This window comes from Comamonas granuli NBRC 101663, assembly GCF_000739995.1.
GTDB lineage: Bacteria > Pseudomonadota > Gammaproteobacteria > Burkholderiales > Burkholderiaceae_C > Simplicispira > Simplicispira granuli.
Map to the genome: position 1 here is coordinate 400,548 of NZ_BBJX01000004.1, position 16,528 is coordinate 417,075.

Sequence of the window (16,528 nt, forward strand, 5' to 3'; positions counted from 1 at the left end):
ATTTATTTGCTAGCTGCCAGCGCTTACCAGTCAAGCGCTTGAGTCGTATTTTTGCCTTGAAACTCCATGCTGCCGCTATGATGCGCCCCATGCCCTCTCGCCGCGCATCGCCCGACCTGCCTACCCGCCTGTGGCGGTCCGTGCAGCGCTGGGTGCGGGCCTGGGGCCGCATCGTGTACCTGGGCGCGGTGGTCCTGGTGCTGGCGCTCTCGCCGTCGAGCTACGCGGGTGCGGCGCGCAGGCCGCTGCTGCGCCACCTCTACTTGGAGACCGCGCCCATCCTCCCCGGGTTCACCGTGCTGGCGGCGCTGCTGAGCCTGGTGCTCACGCGCATCGTCGTGGTCACGGCGCTGAGCTATGGGCTCACGGCCTATGCGCTCGAGATGGTGATCCGCGTGCTGGTGCTCGAGCTCATCCCGCTCACGGCGGCGCTGTTCGTCGCCCTGCGCTGCACCATCCCGGCCGGCGCGCAGCTCGCGGCGCTGCGCCGGGCGGGCCGCTTCGACGCCCTGCGCCGCGCCGGGGCCGACCCCGTGCGTGTGGAGCTGCTGCCGCGCGTGGCAGCGGGCATGTTCGCGTGCATCACGCTCGCCGCGCTGTCGTGCGTGGTGGCCCTGGCCATGGCCTACCTGGGGGTGTATGGCTTCAACCTGGCCGGACTGCCCAGCTACACGCGCATGTTCGGCCATGTGTTCTCCCCCGCGGTGACGCTGGTCTTCGGCATCAAGACCCTGCTGTCGAGCCTGGCGGTGGCGCTCATCCCCACGGCGTCGCGCATGGACGGCGACGCGAGCGTACCGGAACAGGAGAGCGAGCTCGGCGGCCTGGCGCGCATGTTCGCCGTGCTGCTGCTGATCGAGGTCGCCTCGCTCGTGGGCAACTACTATTGACGGCGATGACGAACCGCTCCGACACCCCGGCGCCCGACACCGATGCCGCCCTGCTGCGGCCCGTGGCGCACCTGGAACTCAAGGCCGCGGCGCTGCTGCTGTTCACGCTGGCGCTGATCGTGGGCTCGGCCCTGTACCTGCTGTATGCGCGCGGCGCCTTCGAGCCCACCCAGACCCTGGTGCTCGTGGCCGACGACTCCGAGGGCGTGGTGGTCGGCATGGACATGACGTTTTCCGGCTTCCCCATCGGGCGGGTGCGGCGCATCGAGCTGGCCGACGAGGGCAATGCGCGCATTGTCATCGACGTGGCGCGCAAGGATGCGCACTGGCTGCGCGTCTCCAGCGTGTTCACACTCGTGCGCGGCATCGTGGGCGGTACGGCCATCCGCGCCTACTCCGGCGTGCTCGACGACCCGGCGCTGCCCGATGGCGCCGTGCGGCCGGTGCTGCGCGGTGATGCCACGGCCGAGATCCCGCAGCTCATGGCCACGGCACGCGAACTGCTGGCCAACCTCCAGGCCTTGACGGCCCAGGACGCGGCCCTGGCCTCCAGCCTGGGGCAGGTGCGCCAGCTCACCGAGCGCCTCAACGGCCCGGGCGGCGCGCTGCAGGTGCTCATGGGCAACGCGCAGGATGCCCGCAAGATCGTGCTCGCCCTCGAGCGCGCCAATGCCGTGCTGGCCCGCCTGGACGGCCTGGCCGCCAAGGCCGACACCCAGGTGTTCGGCGCCACAGGCCTGCTGCCCGAAATGCAGGCCACCGTGGCGCAGCTCGGCAGCCTGCTGGGCGACACGCGCGCCAGTCTCAAAAAGGTCGATGCCGTGCTGGCCGAAGCCCAGGCCGTGGGCGCGAATGTGCGCGAGGGCACGGCCGACCTGGGCGCCCTGCGCGCCGAGGTGGAGGCCAACCTGCGCAAGATCGACCAGTTGGTGGGCGACATCCAGCGCAAGTGGCCGTTTGCCAGCGATACGGAGCTGCGACTGCCATGAGACACGACCCGCCCGCCACGGCATGGGGCCGGCGCCTGGCACGCGCTGCCGGGCTGGCGGGCTGCGCGCTGCTCGCCGCCTGTGCCAGCCGGCCTGCTGTGCCGGACTGGCAAACCCAGGCCCATGGTGCGGCGCAGCGCGCGGTGCAGGCCTACCTCGATGGCTCCGAGCGCGTGGCCCGGCAGGAGTGGAGCCGCGCCCGGGAACAGGTGGCCCGCACCGGCGATCCCGGCCTCATGGCGCGGCTCGAACTGCTGCACTGCGCCGCCCAGGCCGCCAGCGTGGTACCCGAGGCCTGCAGCCGCTTCGAGGCGCTGCGGGCCGACGCCGCGGCGCCCGAAAAGGCCTATGCCGCCTATCTGGCAGGGCAGCCGCTGGGCGCCGGGGCGGTGGCGCTGCTGCCGCCCGCGCAGCAGGCCGTGGCCCGCGCCGCTCCCGGACAGGCGGATGCCCAGGTGGCCGCCCTGGAGGACCCGCTGGCGCAACTGGTGGCCGCGGGCGTGCTGCTGCGCCGCGGGCAGCTCACCCCGCATCTGGCGCAGATAGCCGTGGATACCGCCTCGCGCCAGGGCTGGCGTCGCCCCCTGCTGGCCTGGCTGGGGGTGCAACTGCGGCTGGCAGAGCAGGGCGGCGCGGCAGAGCAGGCCGCGCGCGTGCGCCGCCGCATGGATGTCGTGGAGCAGGGGGGACACCCGTGAAGGCCCGGCAAGACCCGCCGCCGCATCCACCCCTGCCGGGCGCACGCGCCGACGCCAGCGCGTACGCCTACGTCCCGCCGCAGCGGGCCGGCTGGCTGCGGCTGCGCTTTGCCGACCGCGCGCTGGAGACCGATTTCCGCCACTACCACCAGCAGCAGTTCCTGTCGCGCATGCGCCGCTCGGTGGCGGTGGCGCTGGTGCTGTTCGTGCTGTTTGCCGTGCTGGACGCGGCCAGCCTGCCGCCCGGGGTGCGCGAGGGCGTGCTGGGCCTGCGCCTCGGGGTGATCGTGCCGGCCCTGGCCCTGACCTGGATGGCCTCACGGGTTCCCCGGGTGCATGCCTACCTGCAATGGATCGTGGGCGCTGCCGCCCTGGTGTGCGGGCTGGGTATCGTGGGCATCATCTGGGTGGCACGGGCCCACACCTTCGCCTTGCCGTACGAGGGCATCATCCTGGGGACGTTCTTCTCGTACTTTCTGACCGGCCTGCGCTGCGTGCCCGCCGCGGTGTGCGGCTGGCTGACCTTTGTGGCCTATGTGGCCATGGAGCTGCACATGGGCCTGCCCGGCGATGTGCTGCTGTACAACGCCTTTTTTCTCGGAACCGCCAACGTCATCGGCAGCTTCGGCGCCCACTTCCTCGAACAGGCCACGCGCCAGAATTTCGTTGCCTTCCTGCAGTTGCAGCAGCGCGCGGACAGGGACTTCATCACCGGCCTGCTCAACCGCCGGGCATTCAGCGACCGCGCGCAGCACATCTGGCGCCATGCCGTGCGCGAGCGCCAGCACCTGGCCGTGGCCATGATGGATGTGGACCACTTCAAGCGCTACAACGACCACTACGGCCACGCCGCCGGCGACGAGAGCCTGCGCGCGGTGGCGCAAGTCATCGCCCACCACGCACGCCGTCCGCTGGACGTGTGCGCGCGCTACGGGGGAGAGGAGTTCATCGTCGTCTGGTACGGGGTGGACGCCTGCCAGGCGCAGGCGCTGGCCGAGAAGGTGCGCGCCGCCGTGTCGCACCGGGCACTGCCGCACGCAGCGTCGCCCACGTCTTCCTGCGTCAGCATCAGCATCGGCCTGGCCAGCCTGCTCCCGGAACGCGACTGTGGCCTGGACGAGGCCCTGCGCCAGGCGGACATGGCCCTGTACCAGGCCAAGGCGCAGGGCCGCGACCGCGTGCACCTGTTCGCTCCGGCGGCGTGCACACAGCAGTCCTGACACGCCCGGCGCGGGCCATGGCAGAGCAGGGCGGCCGCCTCCGGCGGTCGCTCGGGCGGACCTGTGCACCGGTGCGCTGACAGGGTTTCCTCCAGTGGCGGGAAGAGAGACGGCCCCGGATACTGCGAATGGCACGGTCGTTCGTTTTTTGTGCCCACGCCATGGGCGCGCCGTTCTGGCGCAGCCGTATTCCAATACCAGCCAACGAAGAGAGGGGATTTTGATGCGCGCTGTCCGTTCGATTCTTCACGCAAAAGCCGGCCCCCGCTGGGCGGCAGCGGCCCTGGCCCTGCTGGGCGCGCTGGCCACCGGTGTGTATGCCACGAATTATTCCTTGTGGATCAATGGGCGCACCGGCGGCGGCAAGCCCGGCAACCACGCCGATTTCACGTACTGGGGGCCTGCGACCGCCGATGCCGGCGTGAACAAGAAATCCGTCAACTGGGATGGCTACAACCGCATTGCCGACCAGAACTTCCGCATCCGCGACGCGCTCGATTGCTACTGCACCGGCACCAACTGGTGCTATGTGGCGGCGCACAGCGCGGGCAACCTGCAGATTGGCTACGCCCTGTCTCTGTACGGCGGCACGGCGCGCTACAAGAAGAACGCAACGCCCAATTCCGCGGGCGTGTGCGGCAATACCGATGGCAGCACCCAGACCGGCTGGAACATCAAATGGGTGGACGTGGCCGCCGGGGCAGGGGGCGGCAGCGAGCTGGCGGACGTGGGCAGCTGGGCGGTATCCGACCCCTTGACCTCCGACCTCAAGACCACCACGGCGCGTGCGATGTACGACCACAACCAGACGCGCGCCAAATGGTTCTACATGTACGCGGGCGCCAAGGGCACCCTGTATTCCGGCATTCTTCCCGGCCAGGACGATGAAGCCGTGGCCTACCACTCGGCCGGCGGCGTCTCGGGCAGTGGCGGGGCGGGCTTTTGCAACCCTTCGGACTGGCTGTGCAACGACCTGACCCTGGGCACGGCCGCCAATGAAGGCGGGCGCACCAAATGGAGCTACCACAGCGTGCAGTTCCGCGACGACAAAGAAGCCTTCAACCATTACACCAATGGCAACTGGGGCGGGGTGGTCTCCAAAGTCCGGGCCGACATGGCCGCCAATGCCCGGTAACGGCTTGCCCCTGCAGGAATCGGCGTGAGGCCTGGGGCATGGATGGCGGCGGCCGCCGCCGCTGTGGGCGTGGCTGCCATGGTGTGGTGGACGGGCGCGCTCGATCCCTCCGGCGCCCGTGCGGGTGAGTCCGCCGCGGCTGGCGCACCAATTGCCGGCGCGGCCTCCCACGAGGCACCGGAGCAGGCCGCCGAGGCCGCGTCCCCCGGCCCCGGCCGCGCCCCTCTGAGCGCCCAGGGGCTGCGCGCGCAGGCGGAGAAGCTGCGCCTCTGGCAGGCCCGCTACGAGCGGGCCGAGCAGGTATATGCCAGCTACCGCGACGCCACCCGCTATCCGCATGAGTCACGGCCCTTGAGCGAGCACCCGGACCAGATCCATCCGTTCGATCCCATCACGGAAGAGAAAACCCTGCGCGATGCCCGCGGTGAGGCCATACAGGGCATACGGCTGCGCACCACGCAGGACCGCGTCTTCCTCAGCGCGGCCGATACCGTGCGCTTCTCCATCGAAGCCCTGGACGAGCAGGGCCAGCGCACCGCCCTGATCGTGCGCTCGGCCGCGGCGCAATCGATCGCCGATACGCGCACCCCCGTGCCGGTGATTGCCACCAACCTGGCATTTGCGGACAACGGCACGGGCGGCGACCCGCAAGCCGGTGACGGCATCCACACGGCGCTGCTGGCGCCTGCCCAGCAGGGTTTTGCGCACTACGACGGCACCATCCGGGTGCTGGCACAGGTGGCGGTCAAGGGCTTGCAGGGCGTGGTGCACTTCGATGTCATCTATGCACCGGGCGTGCCTGCCACCTGGCTGGGCGTGCGCGAGGCGGTTGAAGGCGGTTCGCTGAATTTCTACCTGAAGGCGCAGGTGAACGCCCCGGGCCGCTACGTGGTCAGCGGCCGGGTCGACGATGCCCAGGGACAGCCTTTTGCGCTGGTGCAATTCAACCAGGAACTGCCCCCCGGCGAGCAGGAGATGCGCCTGCAGGTTTTTGGCGCCCTGATCCGGGACAAGGCGCCCGCGTTTCCGCTGCGCCTGCGCGATGTGGAGGGCTTCATCCTGTACCCGGACCGTTTTCCGGACCGTGCGCTCATGCCACGCTGGAGCGGCGTGGTGCACCAGAGCGCCCGCTATTCCACCGAACGGTTTTCCAGCGACGAGTGGAGCAGTGAAGAGCGCGAACGCTACCTGGCCGAATACGCGCGCGACGCGGACGAGGCGCGCCGCCAGGTGGAAGAACTCCTGCCGCGCTGATCAGCGCAGCCCGGTGCCCTGGCTGGCGTCGTTGCGCTGGATGAGCTCGATCTTGTAGCCGTCCGGGTCCGTCACAAAGGCGATGACGGTGCTGCCGCCCTTGACGGGGCCCGGCTCGCGGGTGATGGCACCGCCAGCGGTGCGGATGCGCTCACAGGCAGCATAGGCATCGGGAACACCGATGGCGATGTGCCCGTAGGCACTGCCCAGGTCGTAGCTCTCCACGCCCCAGTTGTAGGTCAGCTCGATCTCGGCCTGACCAGGGTTGCCGCCGTCGAAACCGAGAAAGGCCAGCGAGTACTTGTACTCGGGATTGTCCGAGGTGCGCAGCAATTGCATGCCCAGCACCTGGGTGTAGAAGTCGATGGAGCGCTGGAGGTTGCCCACGCGCAGCATGGTGTGCAGGATTCTCATGCGCCGTATTGTGCCCGCAGTGAGCTCCGGGCGTGTGGCGCGCACAGGCACATTGACTAGATGCGATGTATAGGTCATTATCTTTCCGCCTCCAGATAATAATCTTCATTCGCTCTTAAAAAAAGAGGGCGAGGGGTTTTCGATAATGTTGTCCACATAATCAACGTCCTGTTTGACAGGGCGCGAATACGCATCATCGTTTGCAGCGGGAGCGCCACGCGAACGTCCGAGCGCGGGCGCAGGCGTCCTGGTCCCCATGGGGGGCACACCCCCCATACCCCGATTTGGGGAGCGACGGGGGACATAGCTGCCGTTGCGGGCGAGCCAGCTGCGGTAGAGGTCATCGGTGAAGCGGCTCATCGCACCACCTCCCCAAGGCCATCGCGCACGCGCAAGGCAGCGACATGGGCCACATCCGCCGCAAGGCAAGCCCGGTTGGCCATGCGCTGCAAGGGAAAGATCAGGGGAGAAGCCGGTGCGGAGTCGTCTTTGGCACCAGACAGGGCATCCAGCAAGGTTTGAAGCTCGAGCGCCAACTCATACGCCGCTTCAGCTTGTGTGACCGCTTGCCGTGCAAGATCAAGCGGAGTGAGAGAATTCGAATCAGCCATTTTCAGTTCCTTGTTAACTGGTTTTGGTCAGGGGCGCCAGCTGCTAGTGACAGCGAAGCGCCCCGATTTATTTGCGCCATCTGGCCCAGGCGGCCCGCAGATCGAAGGCAGGGCGGTCGAGCCCTGGCAAGCCAGCCAGGCGGCCAGCAGCGGAAGCGAGAGAGCGAAGGCCCGCAGCATCACGCACCCCTTTTCCCCGGCATGGGGATGACAGGCCGACGTTCATAGAAGCGGGCAGTAGAAGGGCGTGAACCTGGACCACGTTGACCAGGCGAGATGTCGGGCAGCACAGGCACGCTCCAACGGCCATCCGGCCCCTTGATGGCACCCAGGATGCGGCCATCGTTGAGCAGCCTGGAAGCCCGCTGACGAGACACGCCGAGCTGCTTGGCCAGGTAGCTCACCGGGTGCGATACGAGAGGTGCAACAGTTTTAACCATTGCTCAAGCCTCCCGAATCGCCCGGTAGCCCGCGCCAGCATTGGCTTTGCCGTCCCCCGTGCTGCCGTGGTTTTTCCCGAATCCGGGACTGTCAGGCGGTGCTACCACGCCCGCCTGACGAAGCCGGGGCGCGGAGAAAACGGGCGAATTTGAGGGGAGTTGCTGCGCCGAATACAAGGCCGTGGAGGCAGGCGCAGCGGCACTGTAGCGCGCATTCATCGACACGTCTAGAGCACTAGGCGCTCGGCCTGCCGCAGGGCCGCGCTCCGCTTGCGTCCCAGCGGCTGTCCGAGCGCCACGGCGCCCGTAGAGTTCATCGAACATTGCGGCGCGACGTACCAGCAGCGACCACCAGGAACTGTCCGTTCCGGCGATCGAGCGGCCCTCAGGGGTCCACAGTTTGCCACCGTGAAAGCACCAGCCAGCCCAGGCCTCGCCAGGCAGCTCCATGCGGTTGAGCAGGCGCAGAAGCCGATAGGCCGAGTACGGGATGTCGTGCTTGCCGGACTGCCAGTTATGCAAAGTCCGTTCAGTCACGTGAAGAAGCTTCGCGCAGCCGGGCAGATCGAGGCCCAGGTTGCGGTACATGGCCCGGAACCGAAACGCAAGCTGGGCGCGGGTTTCCGGGTCATGGCGGCGCAGCTTGCCGCTCCTTTTAACTAGATACGATGTATATTATGTTAAATAACTGATGCGCAGATGGCGCCAGCGACGTGGATGCATCCCCTTGCGCTCATTCCTGGGAAAAGATGGCCTGCTGGCTGCGTGCGGTGCGCTCGTACTGGCGCACGATGTTGCCGCACACCAGGTCGCACAGGGCGTAGACCGATTCGTCGGCGATGCTGTAGTACACGCTGGTGCCCCGGCTTTCGCGCTTGACCAGGCCCTGCTGGGTCATCAGCGACAGATGGCGGGAGATGTTGGCGGCGGTGTAGCCGCACAGCTGGGCCAGCTCGCCCACGTTGTGCTCGCCGTCGCGCAGGTAGTTGAGGATGCGCAGCCGCGTGGGCTCGGCCAGGGTCTGAAAGTAAGAGGCTACCTGTTGCAGCGCTTCGGGCGGGAGGTTTTTCATGGCAGTCGCAGGGCAATGAAGCGCTGGGGCACCAACACTTCCGGTGGCTGGAACGGGTCTTGATGATACATCATTTGACTAATTAGCTGTTTGGCTAAATAATTCATCAATCAATGGCTTTGCACCCCGTACAAAGGAGAAACACATGACCTCTTGGCAAGTCGTCCGCCTGCTGGCGGGCACCTTTATTCTGCTGTCGCTGGCCCTGGGCATTCCGGGCAGCCCGCTGTTCGTGAGCCAGTGGTTTCTGGCCTTCACCGCATTCGTCGGGGCCAACCTGCTGCAAAGCGGCCTGACCAAATGGTGCATGCTGGAGAACATTCTGCGCAAGCTGGGCATCCAGCCCGGTTGCTGAACACGGAGCAGGCACGCCATGGACAACACTGCCAGCGCTCCGGGCACACCCACCCTGGTCGATGTGCGCTCGCTGGGGGAATACCAGTCGGGCCATGTGGATGGCGCGGTGCATTTGCCGCTGGAGCGCCTGCTGGACGACGCCCCTGCCCTGCTGCCGGACCGCTCGGCCGAGCTGCTGCTCTACTGCCTCTCGGGCGCGCGCTCCCAGATGGCGGTGCAATGGCTGCAGCAGATGGGTTATGCCCGGGCGCGCAATGGCGGCTCGGTGGGCATGGTGGCCCTGCAGACTGGGCGTACCATTTGCCGCAACGTCCGATGAACCCTTGAAAGGATTGGCATGAGCGAGAGCAATGAGCGCATCACCCTGCGGCAGCGGCAGGACTACAGCTTCGATGTGGATTTCGGGCCCGGCATTCCGGTGCTGCTCGCTGACGAGCCGGCACCGCTGGGCACCGGCCAGGGGCCCTCGCCCGTGCAGTTGCTGGCCGCGGCCGTGGGCAATTGCCTGTCGGATTCGCTGCTGTTTGCACTGCGCAAGTTCAAGCAGGCCCCCGAGCCCCTGCAGTGCAGCGTGGAGGCCGAGGTTGGCCGCAACGAGCAAAAGCGCCTGCGGGTCCTCAAGATGACGGCGGCGCTGCACCTCGGGGTGCCCGCAGCCGCCCTGGAGCACCTGGACCGTGTGCTCGAGACCTTCGAGGCCTACTGCACCGTGACGCAGAGCGTGGGCCAGGGCATACCCATCGAACTGCAGGTTTACGACAGCACGGGCCAGCGCCTCAAGTAGGCACGGCACACCCGCTTTACCACCCCGGTCCGCTCCCCGCGGGGACGGCCGCCACGCCCTAGGGCAAAGGAGTCACCATGAAATTCAACGTAGGTTCCATCGATCGCGTGCTGCGCATCGTCGTCGGTCTGGTGCTGGTAGGCCTCGCGGCCACGGGCACGGTGGGGGTATGGGGCTGGATCGGCGTGGTGCCGCTGGCCACCGGGCTGTTCGGCTTCTGCCCCGCCTACACGCTGCTGGGCATCAATACCTGCCCAATGAAAAAATAGGCATGTAAAGCAAAAATAGCTTCCAGCGCCCTTTTCACGGGCGCTGGAAGCTATTGTTTTTATAGCAATCGCCTACCCGCACTGGCAGCCACCGCCGCAGCCTTGCACCGCGCTGGGCGCGGGGGCGGCGCCCTCTTCCTGCGTCTGGCGGCTGCGCAGGCCCAGCTTGCGCAGCAATTGCAGGTCGGCCCCGGCGTCGGGATTGCCGGTGACCAGCAGTTTGTCACCGTAGAAAATGGAATTGGCCCCCGCCAGGAAGCACAGCGCCTGCACGGCCTCGCCCAGTTGCTCGCGCCCGGCCGAGAGGCGCACGCGCGCCTTGGGCATGGTGATGCGGGCCACGGCAATCATGCGCACGAAGTCCAGCGGGTCTATGGGCGCGCTGTCGGCCAGCGGCGTGCCGGGCACGCGCACCAGTTGGTTGATGGGCACCGAGTCCGGGTAGGGGTCGAGATTGGCCAACTGCGCGATCAGCCCGGCGCGGTGCACCGGCGCTTCGCCCATGCCCACGATGCCGCCGCAGCACACGCGCAGGCCGGCGTCGCGCACATGCTGCAAGGTGTCGAGCCGCTCCTGGTAGTGGCGTGTGCTGACCACGTCCCGGTAGTACTCGGGGGCGGTGTCCAGGTTGTGGTTGTAGTAGTCCAGCCCGGCCGCCTTGAGCGCCTGGGCCTGCTCGGGCTGCAGCATGCCCAGGGTGGCGCAGGTCTCCAGGCCCAGGCCTTTGACGGCGGAGATCAGGCCCGCCACCTTCTCGATGTCGCGGTCCTTGGGTGCGCGCCAGGCAGCGCCCATGCAAAAGCGCGTGGCGCCCGCCTGCTTGGCAGCCTGCGCGGCCTGCAGCACCTCGTCCACCTCCAGCATTTTTTGGGCTTTGACGCCGGTGTCGAACTCGGCGGACTGCGGGCAGTAGCCGCAGTTTTCGGGGCAGCCGCCGGTCTTGACGGACAAGAGCGTGGCCAGCTCGATGTCGCCGTCCGGCCAGTGCTGGCGGTGCACGGTCTGGGCCTCGAAGACCAGGTCGAGCAAGGGGCGCTCCAGCAAGGCCTGGACGGCCGCCACGGACCAGCGCTGCGGCGCAGGCGCGGGCGGCGCGGGGGGCGGGACATGCACATGCACCGGGTGGGTGCCAAGGGCCTGGGTCATGCAAAAACCTCCATGGAGTGGGCGCCCGCCCGGGCGGGGCCCCGGCAGGCATTCAGGTAACAAATTGCGCCACGCAATGCTGCGTGGCACAGAACGCTCTCTGAAGATTCTGCCTCACAAAAATGCGCCGCATCCCGTCTTGCGACTCACATTTTGCGCCAATTCATAGCCAGTTCAAAAACCGGCATCTGCAGGTAAAAATACGCGCGGATGCAGTGTTTTGCCTGGCACTTGGCGGCCTTTGCCGCAACAGACCGCTTTCCCGGCCCCAAAGGCGGGCAAATGCGCAATCTGCTGGCAACGCGGCCCCGCATGGGCGCGCCGGATCGCAGTGCCGGCATGCGGGCGCCGGTGCAATCGACGCTGCGGAGCGCCCTGCCGGGCGCTTGGCGCCGCCGGCTCAGCCCAGCGCGGCGATCACCTCGGGCGGCGCCTGCACCAGCTCGATCAGCACGCCTTCTCCGGCAATGGGGAATTCCTCGTTGCTCTTGGGGTGCAGAAAGCAGATGTCGTAGCCCGCTGCGCCCTTGCGGATGCCGCCGGGCGCAAAGCGCACGCCCTGGGCGGTGAGCCATTCGACGGCGGCGGCCAGGTCGTCGATCCACAGGCCGATGTGGTTGAGCGGCGTGGTGTGCACGGCGGGTTTCTTGTCGATGTCGAGCGGCTGCATGATGTCCACCTCGACCTTGTGCGCACCCTGGCCCAGGGCCAGGATGTCCTCGTCGACGTTCTCGCGCTCGCTCTGGAAGCTGCCGGTCTGCGTGAGGCCGAGCATGTCCACCCACAGGCGTTTCATGCGTGCCTTGTCGGTGCCGCCTATGGCCACCTGTTGCACACCCAGGACTTTGAAGGGCCGGTTCATTTTTGCTCCTACGTTGATAGCTGCCAGCGATTGCTCCACAAGCGCTGGAGGCCCATTTCACTCAAATTCCAGGATGACTTCGTCCACGGCCAGGGAGTCGCCCTTGGCGGCGACGATGCGGCTGACCACGCCGTCCTGCGCGGCAAAGAGGATGTTCTCCATCTTCATGGCCTCGATCACGGCGAGCTTCTCGCCCGCCTGCACCTTCTGGCCCGGCTGCACCGCCACGTCCACCAGCAGGCCGGGCATGGGCGAGAGCAGGAAGCGCGAGAGGTCCGGCGGCGCTTTGTAGGGCATGAGCTGGTAGAGCGCGGCGCGCTGCGGCGTGAGGACGATGGCCTCGATCTGCGTGCCGTTGTGCGCGATGCGCAGCGCCAGCGGGTTCTTGGCCGTGCCGCGCTCGACCTGGGCCGTGAAGCCCTGGCCGTTGCAGGAGCCCTGCACGCGGATGCTGCCCAGGTGCGCGCTGCTGCTGATGCGGTAGTTCTTGCCGTGGATTTGCACGGTGCTGGAGCCCGACTGGTTCTCGAAGTCGGTGACCGAGACCTCGTGGTACTGGTTGTGGCCCTCGGCGCCCAGGGTGACGACCACGAACTGTTCGCCTTCCTTGACCTCATGCCCGGCGAGCTGGCCGCTGATGCCCGAGGCGCGCGCCCGGTAGCGGCGGTACATGAACGCGGCCAGGGCCACGAGGAAGTCGGGGTCGTCGTGCGGCACATCCTCGGCGCGGAAGCCCTGGCCGTAGTGCTCGGCGATGAAGCCGGTGTTGAACTGGCCCGAGACGAATTTGGGGTGCGCCAGCAGCGCCGCCTGGAACGGGATGTTGCTGTTGATGCCGCGGATCAGGAAGCCGTTGAGCGCGGCGCGCATCTTGGCAATGGCGTCGTTGCGGTCCTGGCCGTGCACGATGAGCTTGGCGATCATGGAGTCGTAGTACATGGGGATCTCGCCCCCCTCGTACACGCCCGTGTCCACGCGCACGCCCAGCTTCTTGCTGGTGTCGGACTGGAACATGCTCTCTTCCGGCGGCTGGAAGCGCACCAGCCGGCCCGTGGACGGCAGGAAGTTGCGGAACGGGTCTTCGGCGTTGATGCGGCACTCGATGGCCCAGCCGTCGCGCTTGACGTCGGCTTGCGTGAGCGGCAGCTTCTCGCCCGCGGCGACGCGGATCATCAGCTCCACCAGGTCCAGGCCGGTGATGCATTCCGTCACCGGGTGCTCCACCTGCAGGCGGGTGTTCATCTCCAGGAAGTAGAAGTCCTGGTCCTTGCCGACCACGAACTCCACCGTGCCCGCGCTCTGGTACTTCACGGCCTTGGCCAGCGCCACGGCCTGCTCGCCCATGGCCTTGCGCGTGGCGTCGCTGATGAAGGGCGACGGCGCCTCCTCGATCACCTTCTGGTGGCGGCGCTGGATGGAGCACTCGCGCTCGTTCAGGTAGATCACGTTGCCGTGGCTGTCGCCCAGGATCTGGATCTCGATGTGGCGCGGCTCCTGCACGAACTTTTCGATGAAGATGCGGTCGTCGCCGAAGCTGTTGCGTGCCTCGTTCTGGCAACTGGCAAAGCCCTCGAACGCTTCCTTGTCGTTGTAGGCCACGCGCAGGCCCTTGCCGCCGCCGCCGGCGCTGGCCTTGATCATCACGGGGTAGCCGATGCCCTTGGCAATCTCCACGGCCTGCTCGGGGCCGGAGATGGCGTCGTTGTAGCCGGGGATGGTGTTGACCTGGGCCTCATTGGCGAGCTTCTTGGAGGCGATCTTGTCGCCCATGGCCGCGATGGAATGCGCCTTGGGGCCGATGAAGGCAATGCCCTCGTCCTCGCAGCGCTGGGCAAAGGCCTCGTTCTCGCTCAAGAAGCCGTAGCCGGGGTGGATGGCCTGCGCGCCGGTCTGCTTGGCGGCGGCGATGATCTTGTCGGCCAGCAGGTAGGACTCGCGGCTGGGCGCCGCGCCGATGTGCACGGCCTCGTCGGCCAGCTTCACGTGGCGCGCCTCCTTGTCGGCGTCGGAATAGACGGCGACGGTGGCAATGCCCATCTTGCGCGCCGTGGCAATCACTCGGCAGGCGATCTCGCCGCGGTTGGCGATCAGAATTTTGGTAAACATTTTTTCTCCGTTGTCTTGTGCGCAATGGACCGGGTCGGGCTCACTGCAATCCCAGTTCCTTGCGCATGGCAAGGTTGCGTGCCATGGCGCGCTGGTAGGCCGGCCGTGCATTCAGGCGGTCGACATAGGCCTGGAAGTCGGGCGTGGGTTCGAGCAGCTTGAATTCCAGCATGTAGCGCAGCGTGCCGCCGAACACCACGTCGGCCATGGAAAACGCCTCGCCCAGCACGAAACTCCTGCCGGCAATGGCGCTGTGCGCCGCGGCCAGCATCGAGGCGTGGTTGCCCCAGCCGGCGGAGACCTCGCGCACCTCCCAGTGGCCGGCCTTGGCCATCACGGCGGGCTCGATCACGCCGGGCGCGAAGAAGGACCAGCGCAGGTAGGCGCCGCGCCGCGGGTCGTCCAGCGCAGGCGCCAGGCGAGCCGGGGCGTAGCGATCGGCCAGGTAGAGCGCGATGGCGGCGGCCTCGGTGACGACGACCTCGCCATCGACCAGCGTGGGCAGCTTGCCCATGGGATTGAGGGCCAGCAGCTCGGGGCCCTTTTGCTCGCCCTGCAGGAGGTCGAGCACCTTGAGCGTGTAGGCCACGCCCGCCTCCTCCAGCGCCCACAGCGTTCCCGCGGCGCGGGAATAGGGGTGGTAGTACAAAGTGATGGACATGGCCATGCTCCTTTCTCAGTACCCGTGGGTGGACCCCATCACAGCGGAATGTTGCCGTGCTTGCGCCAGGGGTTCTCCAGCTTTTTCTCGCGCAGCATGACCAGCGAGCGGCAGATGCGCCTGCGCGTCTCGTGCGGCAGGATCACGTCGTCGATGAAGCCGCGCGCGCCGGCCACGAAGGGGTTGGCAAAGCGCTCCTTGTACTCGGCCTCGCGCGCGGCGAGCTTGACGGGGTCGTTCTTGTCCTCGCGGAAGATGATCTCCACCGCGCCCTTGGCGCCCATGACGGCGATCTCGGCGTTGGGCCAGGCGAAGTTGACGTCGCCGCGCAGGTGCTTGGAGCTCATCACGTCGTAGGCGCCGCCATAGGCCTTGCGCGTGATGACGGTGATCTTGGGCACCGTGCATTCGGCGTAGGCGAACAGCAGCTTGGCGCCGTGCTTGATGATGCCGCCGTACTCCTGGCTGGTGCCGGGCATGAAGCCGGGCACGTCCACGAAGGTGACCACGGGGATGTTGAACGCATCGCAGAAGCGCACGAAGCGCGCCGCCTTGATGGAGCTCTTGATGTCCAGGCAGCCGGCCAGCACCAGCGGCTGGTTGGCCACGATGCCCACGGTCTGGCCCTCCATGCGTGCAAAACCGATGAGGATGTTCTTGGCGTAGTCGGGCTGCAGCTCGAAGAAGTCGCCGTCGTCCACGGTCTTGACGATCAGCTCCTTCATGTCATAGGGCTTGTTGGGGTTGTCGGGCACCAGGGTGTCCAGGCTCAGGTCCATGCGGTCGGCCGGGTCCTTGCTGGGGCGCACGGGCGGCTTTTCGCGGTTGTTGAGCGGCAGGTAGTTGTACAGGCGGCGCAGCATGAGCAGCGCCTCCACGTCGTTCTCGAAGGCCATGTCGGCCACGCCGCTCTTGGTGGTGTGGGTGATGGCGCCGCCCAGCTCCTCGGCCGTCACTTCCTCGTGCGTCACGGTCTTGACCACCTCGGGGCCGGTCACGAACATGTAGCTCGAGTCCTTGACCATGAAGATGAAGTCCGTCATGGCGGGCGAGTACACCGCGCCGCCCGCGCAGGGGCCCATGATCATGCTGATCTGCGGGATCACGCCCGAAGCCAGCACGTTCTTCTGGAACACGTCGGCATAGCCGCCGAGCGAGGCCACGCCCTCCTGGATGCGCGCGCCGCCCGAGTCGTTGAGGCCGATCACGGGGGCGCCGACCTTCATCGCCTGGTCCATGATCTTGCAGATCTTCTCGGCGTGCGCCTCGGAGAGCGCGCCGCCGAACACCGTGAAGTCCTGGCTGAAGACGAACACCAGGCGGCCGTTGATCATGCCGTAGCCGGTGACCACGCCGTCGCCCGGGATCTTGTTGCCGGCCATGCCGAAGTCGGTGCAGCGGTGCTCCACGAACATGTCCCACTCTTCAAAGGTGCCTTCGTCGAGCAGCAGCTCGATGCGCTCGCGCGCCGTCAGCTTGCCTTTCTTGTGCTGCGCGTCGATGCGCTTCTGGCCACCGCCCAGGCGCGCGAGTTCGCGCTTTTTCTCCAGTTGGTCGAGGATGGTTTGCATGGCTATCGTCCTTGGTGTGAATCGTTTTTGCTATGTATTTGAGAGCTTC

At 67.1% G+C, this 16,528-nt stretch carries 19 protein-coding genes; 10 read left to right on the forward strand and 9 right to left on the reverse strand.

Features of this window, described 5'->3' with window-relative positions:
* The first annotated feature begins 89 nt into the window (after nt 1-89).
* The 6 genes from CGR01S_RS05205 to CGR01S_RS05230 all read left to right on the forward strand — a co-directional run bounded on the left by CGR01S_RS05205 (nt 90) and on the right by CGR01S_RS05230 (nt 6,186).
* Complete coding sequence (locus CGR01S_RS05205; RefSeq protein ID WP_042423510.1) at nt 90-890, forward strand: MlaE family ABC transporter permease; 801 nt, start codon at nt 90-92, stop codon at nt 888-890.
* Between the two features lie 5 nt (nt 891-895).
* A complete protein-coding gene (locus CGR01S_RS05210; protein ID WP_042423204.1) occupies nt 896-1,879 on the forward strand; it encodes an MlaD family protein in 984 nt (327 codons plus the stop codon).
* The gene (locus tag CGR01S_RS05215) at nt 1,876-2,577 is read left to right on the forward strand and encodes a hypothetical protein (RefSeq protein ID WP_245616753.1); all 702 of its coding nucleotides are present in this window, start codon (nt 1,876-1,878) and stop codon (nt 2,575-2,577) included. Before CGR01S_RS05210 ends, CGR01S_RS05215 begins: the two co-directional genes overlap by 4 nt.
* On the forward strand, nt 2,574-3,797 hold the full coding sequence (locus CGR01S_RS05220) for a GGDEF domain-containing protein (protein ID WP_052382501.1): 1,224 nt from the start codon (nt 2,574-2,576) through the stop codon (nt 3,795-3,797). Before CGR01S_RS05215 ends, CGR01S_RS05220 begins: the two co-directional genes overlap by 4 nt.
* Nucleotides 3,798-4,020: 223 nt before the next feature.
* A complete protein-coding gene (locus CGR01S_RS05225) occupies nt 4,021-4,932 on the forward strand; it encodes a hypothetical protein (RefSeq protein ID WP_156967499.1) in 912 nt (303 codons plus the stop codon).
* A gap of 24 nt (nt 4,933-4,956) precedes the next feature.
* Nucleotides 4,957-6,186, forward strand: a complete 1,230-nt coding sequence (locus CGR01S_RS05230) for a choice-of-anchor X domain-containing protein (protein WP_156967500.1) — start codon at nt 4,957-4,959, stop codon at nt 6,184-6,186.
* Here CGR01S_RS05230 and gloA read toward each other — a convergent pair whose 3' ends face one another.
* From gloA to CGR01S_RS05245, 4 genes are all read right to left on the reverse strand, one after another.
* The gene (gene gloA / locus CGR01S_RS05235) at nt 6,187-6,600 is read right to left on the reverse strand and encodes a lactoylglutathione lyase (RefSeq protein ID WP_042423210.1); all 414 of its coding nucleotides are present in this window, start codon (nt 6,598-6,600) and stop codon (nt 6,187-6,189) included.
* A gap of 356 nt (nt 6,601-6,956) precedes the next feature.
* On the reverse strand, nt 6,957-7,211 hold the full coding sequence (locus tag CGR01S_RS16610; RefSeq protein ID WP_156967501.1) for a hypothetical protein: 255 nt from the start codon (nt 7,209-7,211) through the stop codon (nt 6,957-6,959).
* A 443-nt stretch (nt 7,212-7,654) separates the two neighbouring features.
* Nucleotides 7,655-8,239 (reverse strand): VC1465 family Xer recombination activation factor, encoded by a 585-nt coding sequence (locus CGR01S_RS16370; protein WP_084690563.1) that lies wholly within the window; start codon nt 8,237-8,239, stop codon nt 7,655-7,657.
* 145 nt (nt 8,240-8,384) lie between these two features.
* Complete coding sequence (locus tag CGR01S_RS05245; protein ID WP_042423212.1) at nt 8,385-8,723, reverse strand: ArsR/SmtB family transcription factor; 339 nt, start codon at nt 8,721-8,723, stop codon at nt 8,385-8,387.
* A 145-nt stretch (nt 8,724-8,868) separates the two neighbouring features.
* On the opposite strand from CGR01S_RS05245, the gene CGR01S_RS05250 reads away from it, so the two are divergent.
* From CGR01S_RS05250 to CGR01S_RS05265, 4 genes are all read left to right on the forward strand, one after another.
* Nucleotides 8,869-9,078, forward strand: a complete 210-nt coding sequence (locus tag CGR01S_RS05250; protein ID WP_042423215.1) for a YgaP family membrane protein — start codon at nt 8,869-8,871, stop codon at nt 9,076-9,078.
* A gap of 18 nt (nt 9,079-9,096) precedes the next feature.
* Entirely contained in the window at nt 9,097-9,399 is a 303-nt protein-coding gene (locus CGR01S_RS05255; protein ID WP_042423218.1) for a rhodanese-like domain-containing protein, read from the forward strand.
* An 18-nt stretch (nt 9,400-9,417) separates the two neighbouring features.
* Nucleotides 9,418-9,864, forward strand: coding sequence for an OsmC family protein (locus CGR01S_RS05260; RefSeq protein ID WP_042423221.1), 447 nt, complete (start codon nt 9,418-9,420; stop codon nt 9,862-9,864).
* 77 nt (nt 9,865-9,941) lie between these two features.
* Nucleotides 9,942-10,133, forward strand: coding sequence for a YgaP family membrane protein (locus CGR01S_RS05265; protein ID WP_042423224.1), 192 nt, complete (start codon nt 9,942-9,944; stop codon nt 10,131-10,133).
* Nucleotides 10,134-10,205: 72 nt separating this feature from the next.
* Here the strand turns inward: CGR01S_RS05265 and bioB are convergent, their stop codons facing one another.
* The 5 genes from bioB to CGR01S_RS05290 form a co-directional block, all read right to left on the reverse strand.
* A complete protein-coding gene (gene bioB, locus CGR01S_RS05270) occupies nt 10,206-11,279 on the reverse strand; it encodes a biotin synthase BioB (protein WP_084690564.1) in 1,074 nt (357 codons plus the stop codon).
* A 400-nt stretch (nt 11,280-11,679) separates the two neighbouring features.
* Complete coding sequence (locus CGR01S_RS05275) at nt 11,680-12,141, reverse strand: VOC family protein (RefSeq protein ID WP_042423227.1); 462 nt, start codon at nt 12,139-12,141, stop codon at nt 11,680-11,682.
* 57 nt (nt 12,142-12,198) lie between these two features.
* Nucleotides 12,199-14,247 carry an acetyl-CoA carboxylase biotin carboxylase subunit gene (locus CGR01S_RS05280; protein ID WP_042423230.1) on the reverse strand — a complete coding sequence of 683 codons (2,049 nt, stop codon included), beginning with the start codon at nt 14,245-14,247 and terminating at the stop codon, nt 12,199-12,201.
* A 40-nt stretch (nt 14,248-14,287) separates the two neighbouring features.
* On the reverse strand, nt 14,288-14,908 hold the full coding sequence (locus tag CGR01S_RS05285; protein ID WP_042423521.1) for a glutathione S-transferase family protein: 621 nt from the start codon (nt 14,906-14,908) through the stop codon (nt 14,288-14,290).
* A 38-nt stretch (nt 14,909-14,946) separates the two neighbouring features.
* On the reverse strand, nt 14,947-16,479 hold the full coding sequence (locus CGR01S_RS05290; RefSeq protein WP_042423233.1) for an acyl-CoA carboxylase subunit beta: 1,533 nt from the start codon (nt 16,477-16,479) through the stop codon (nt 14,947-14,949).
* Nucleotides 16,480-16,528: the final 49 nt, after the last annotated feature.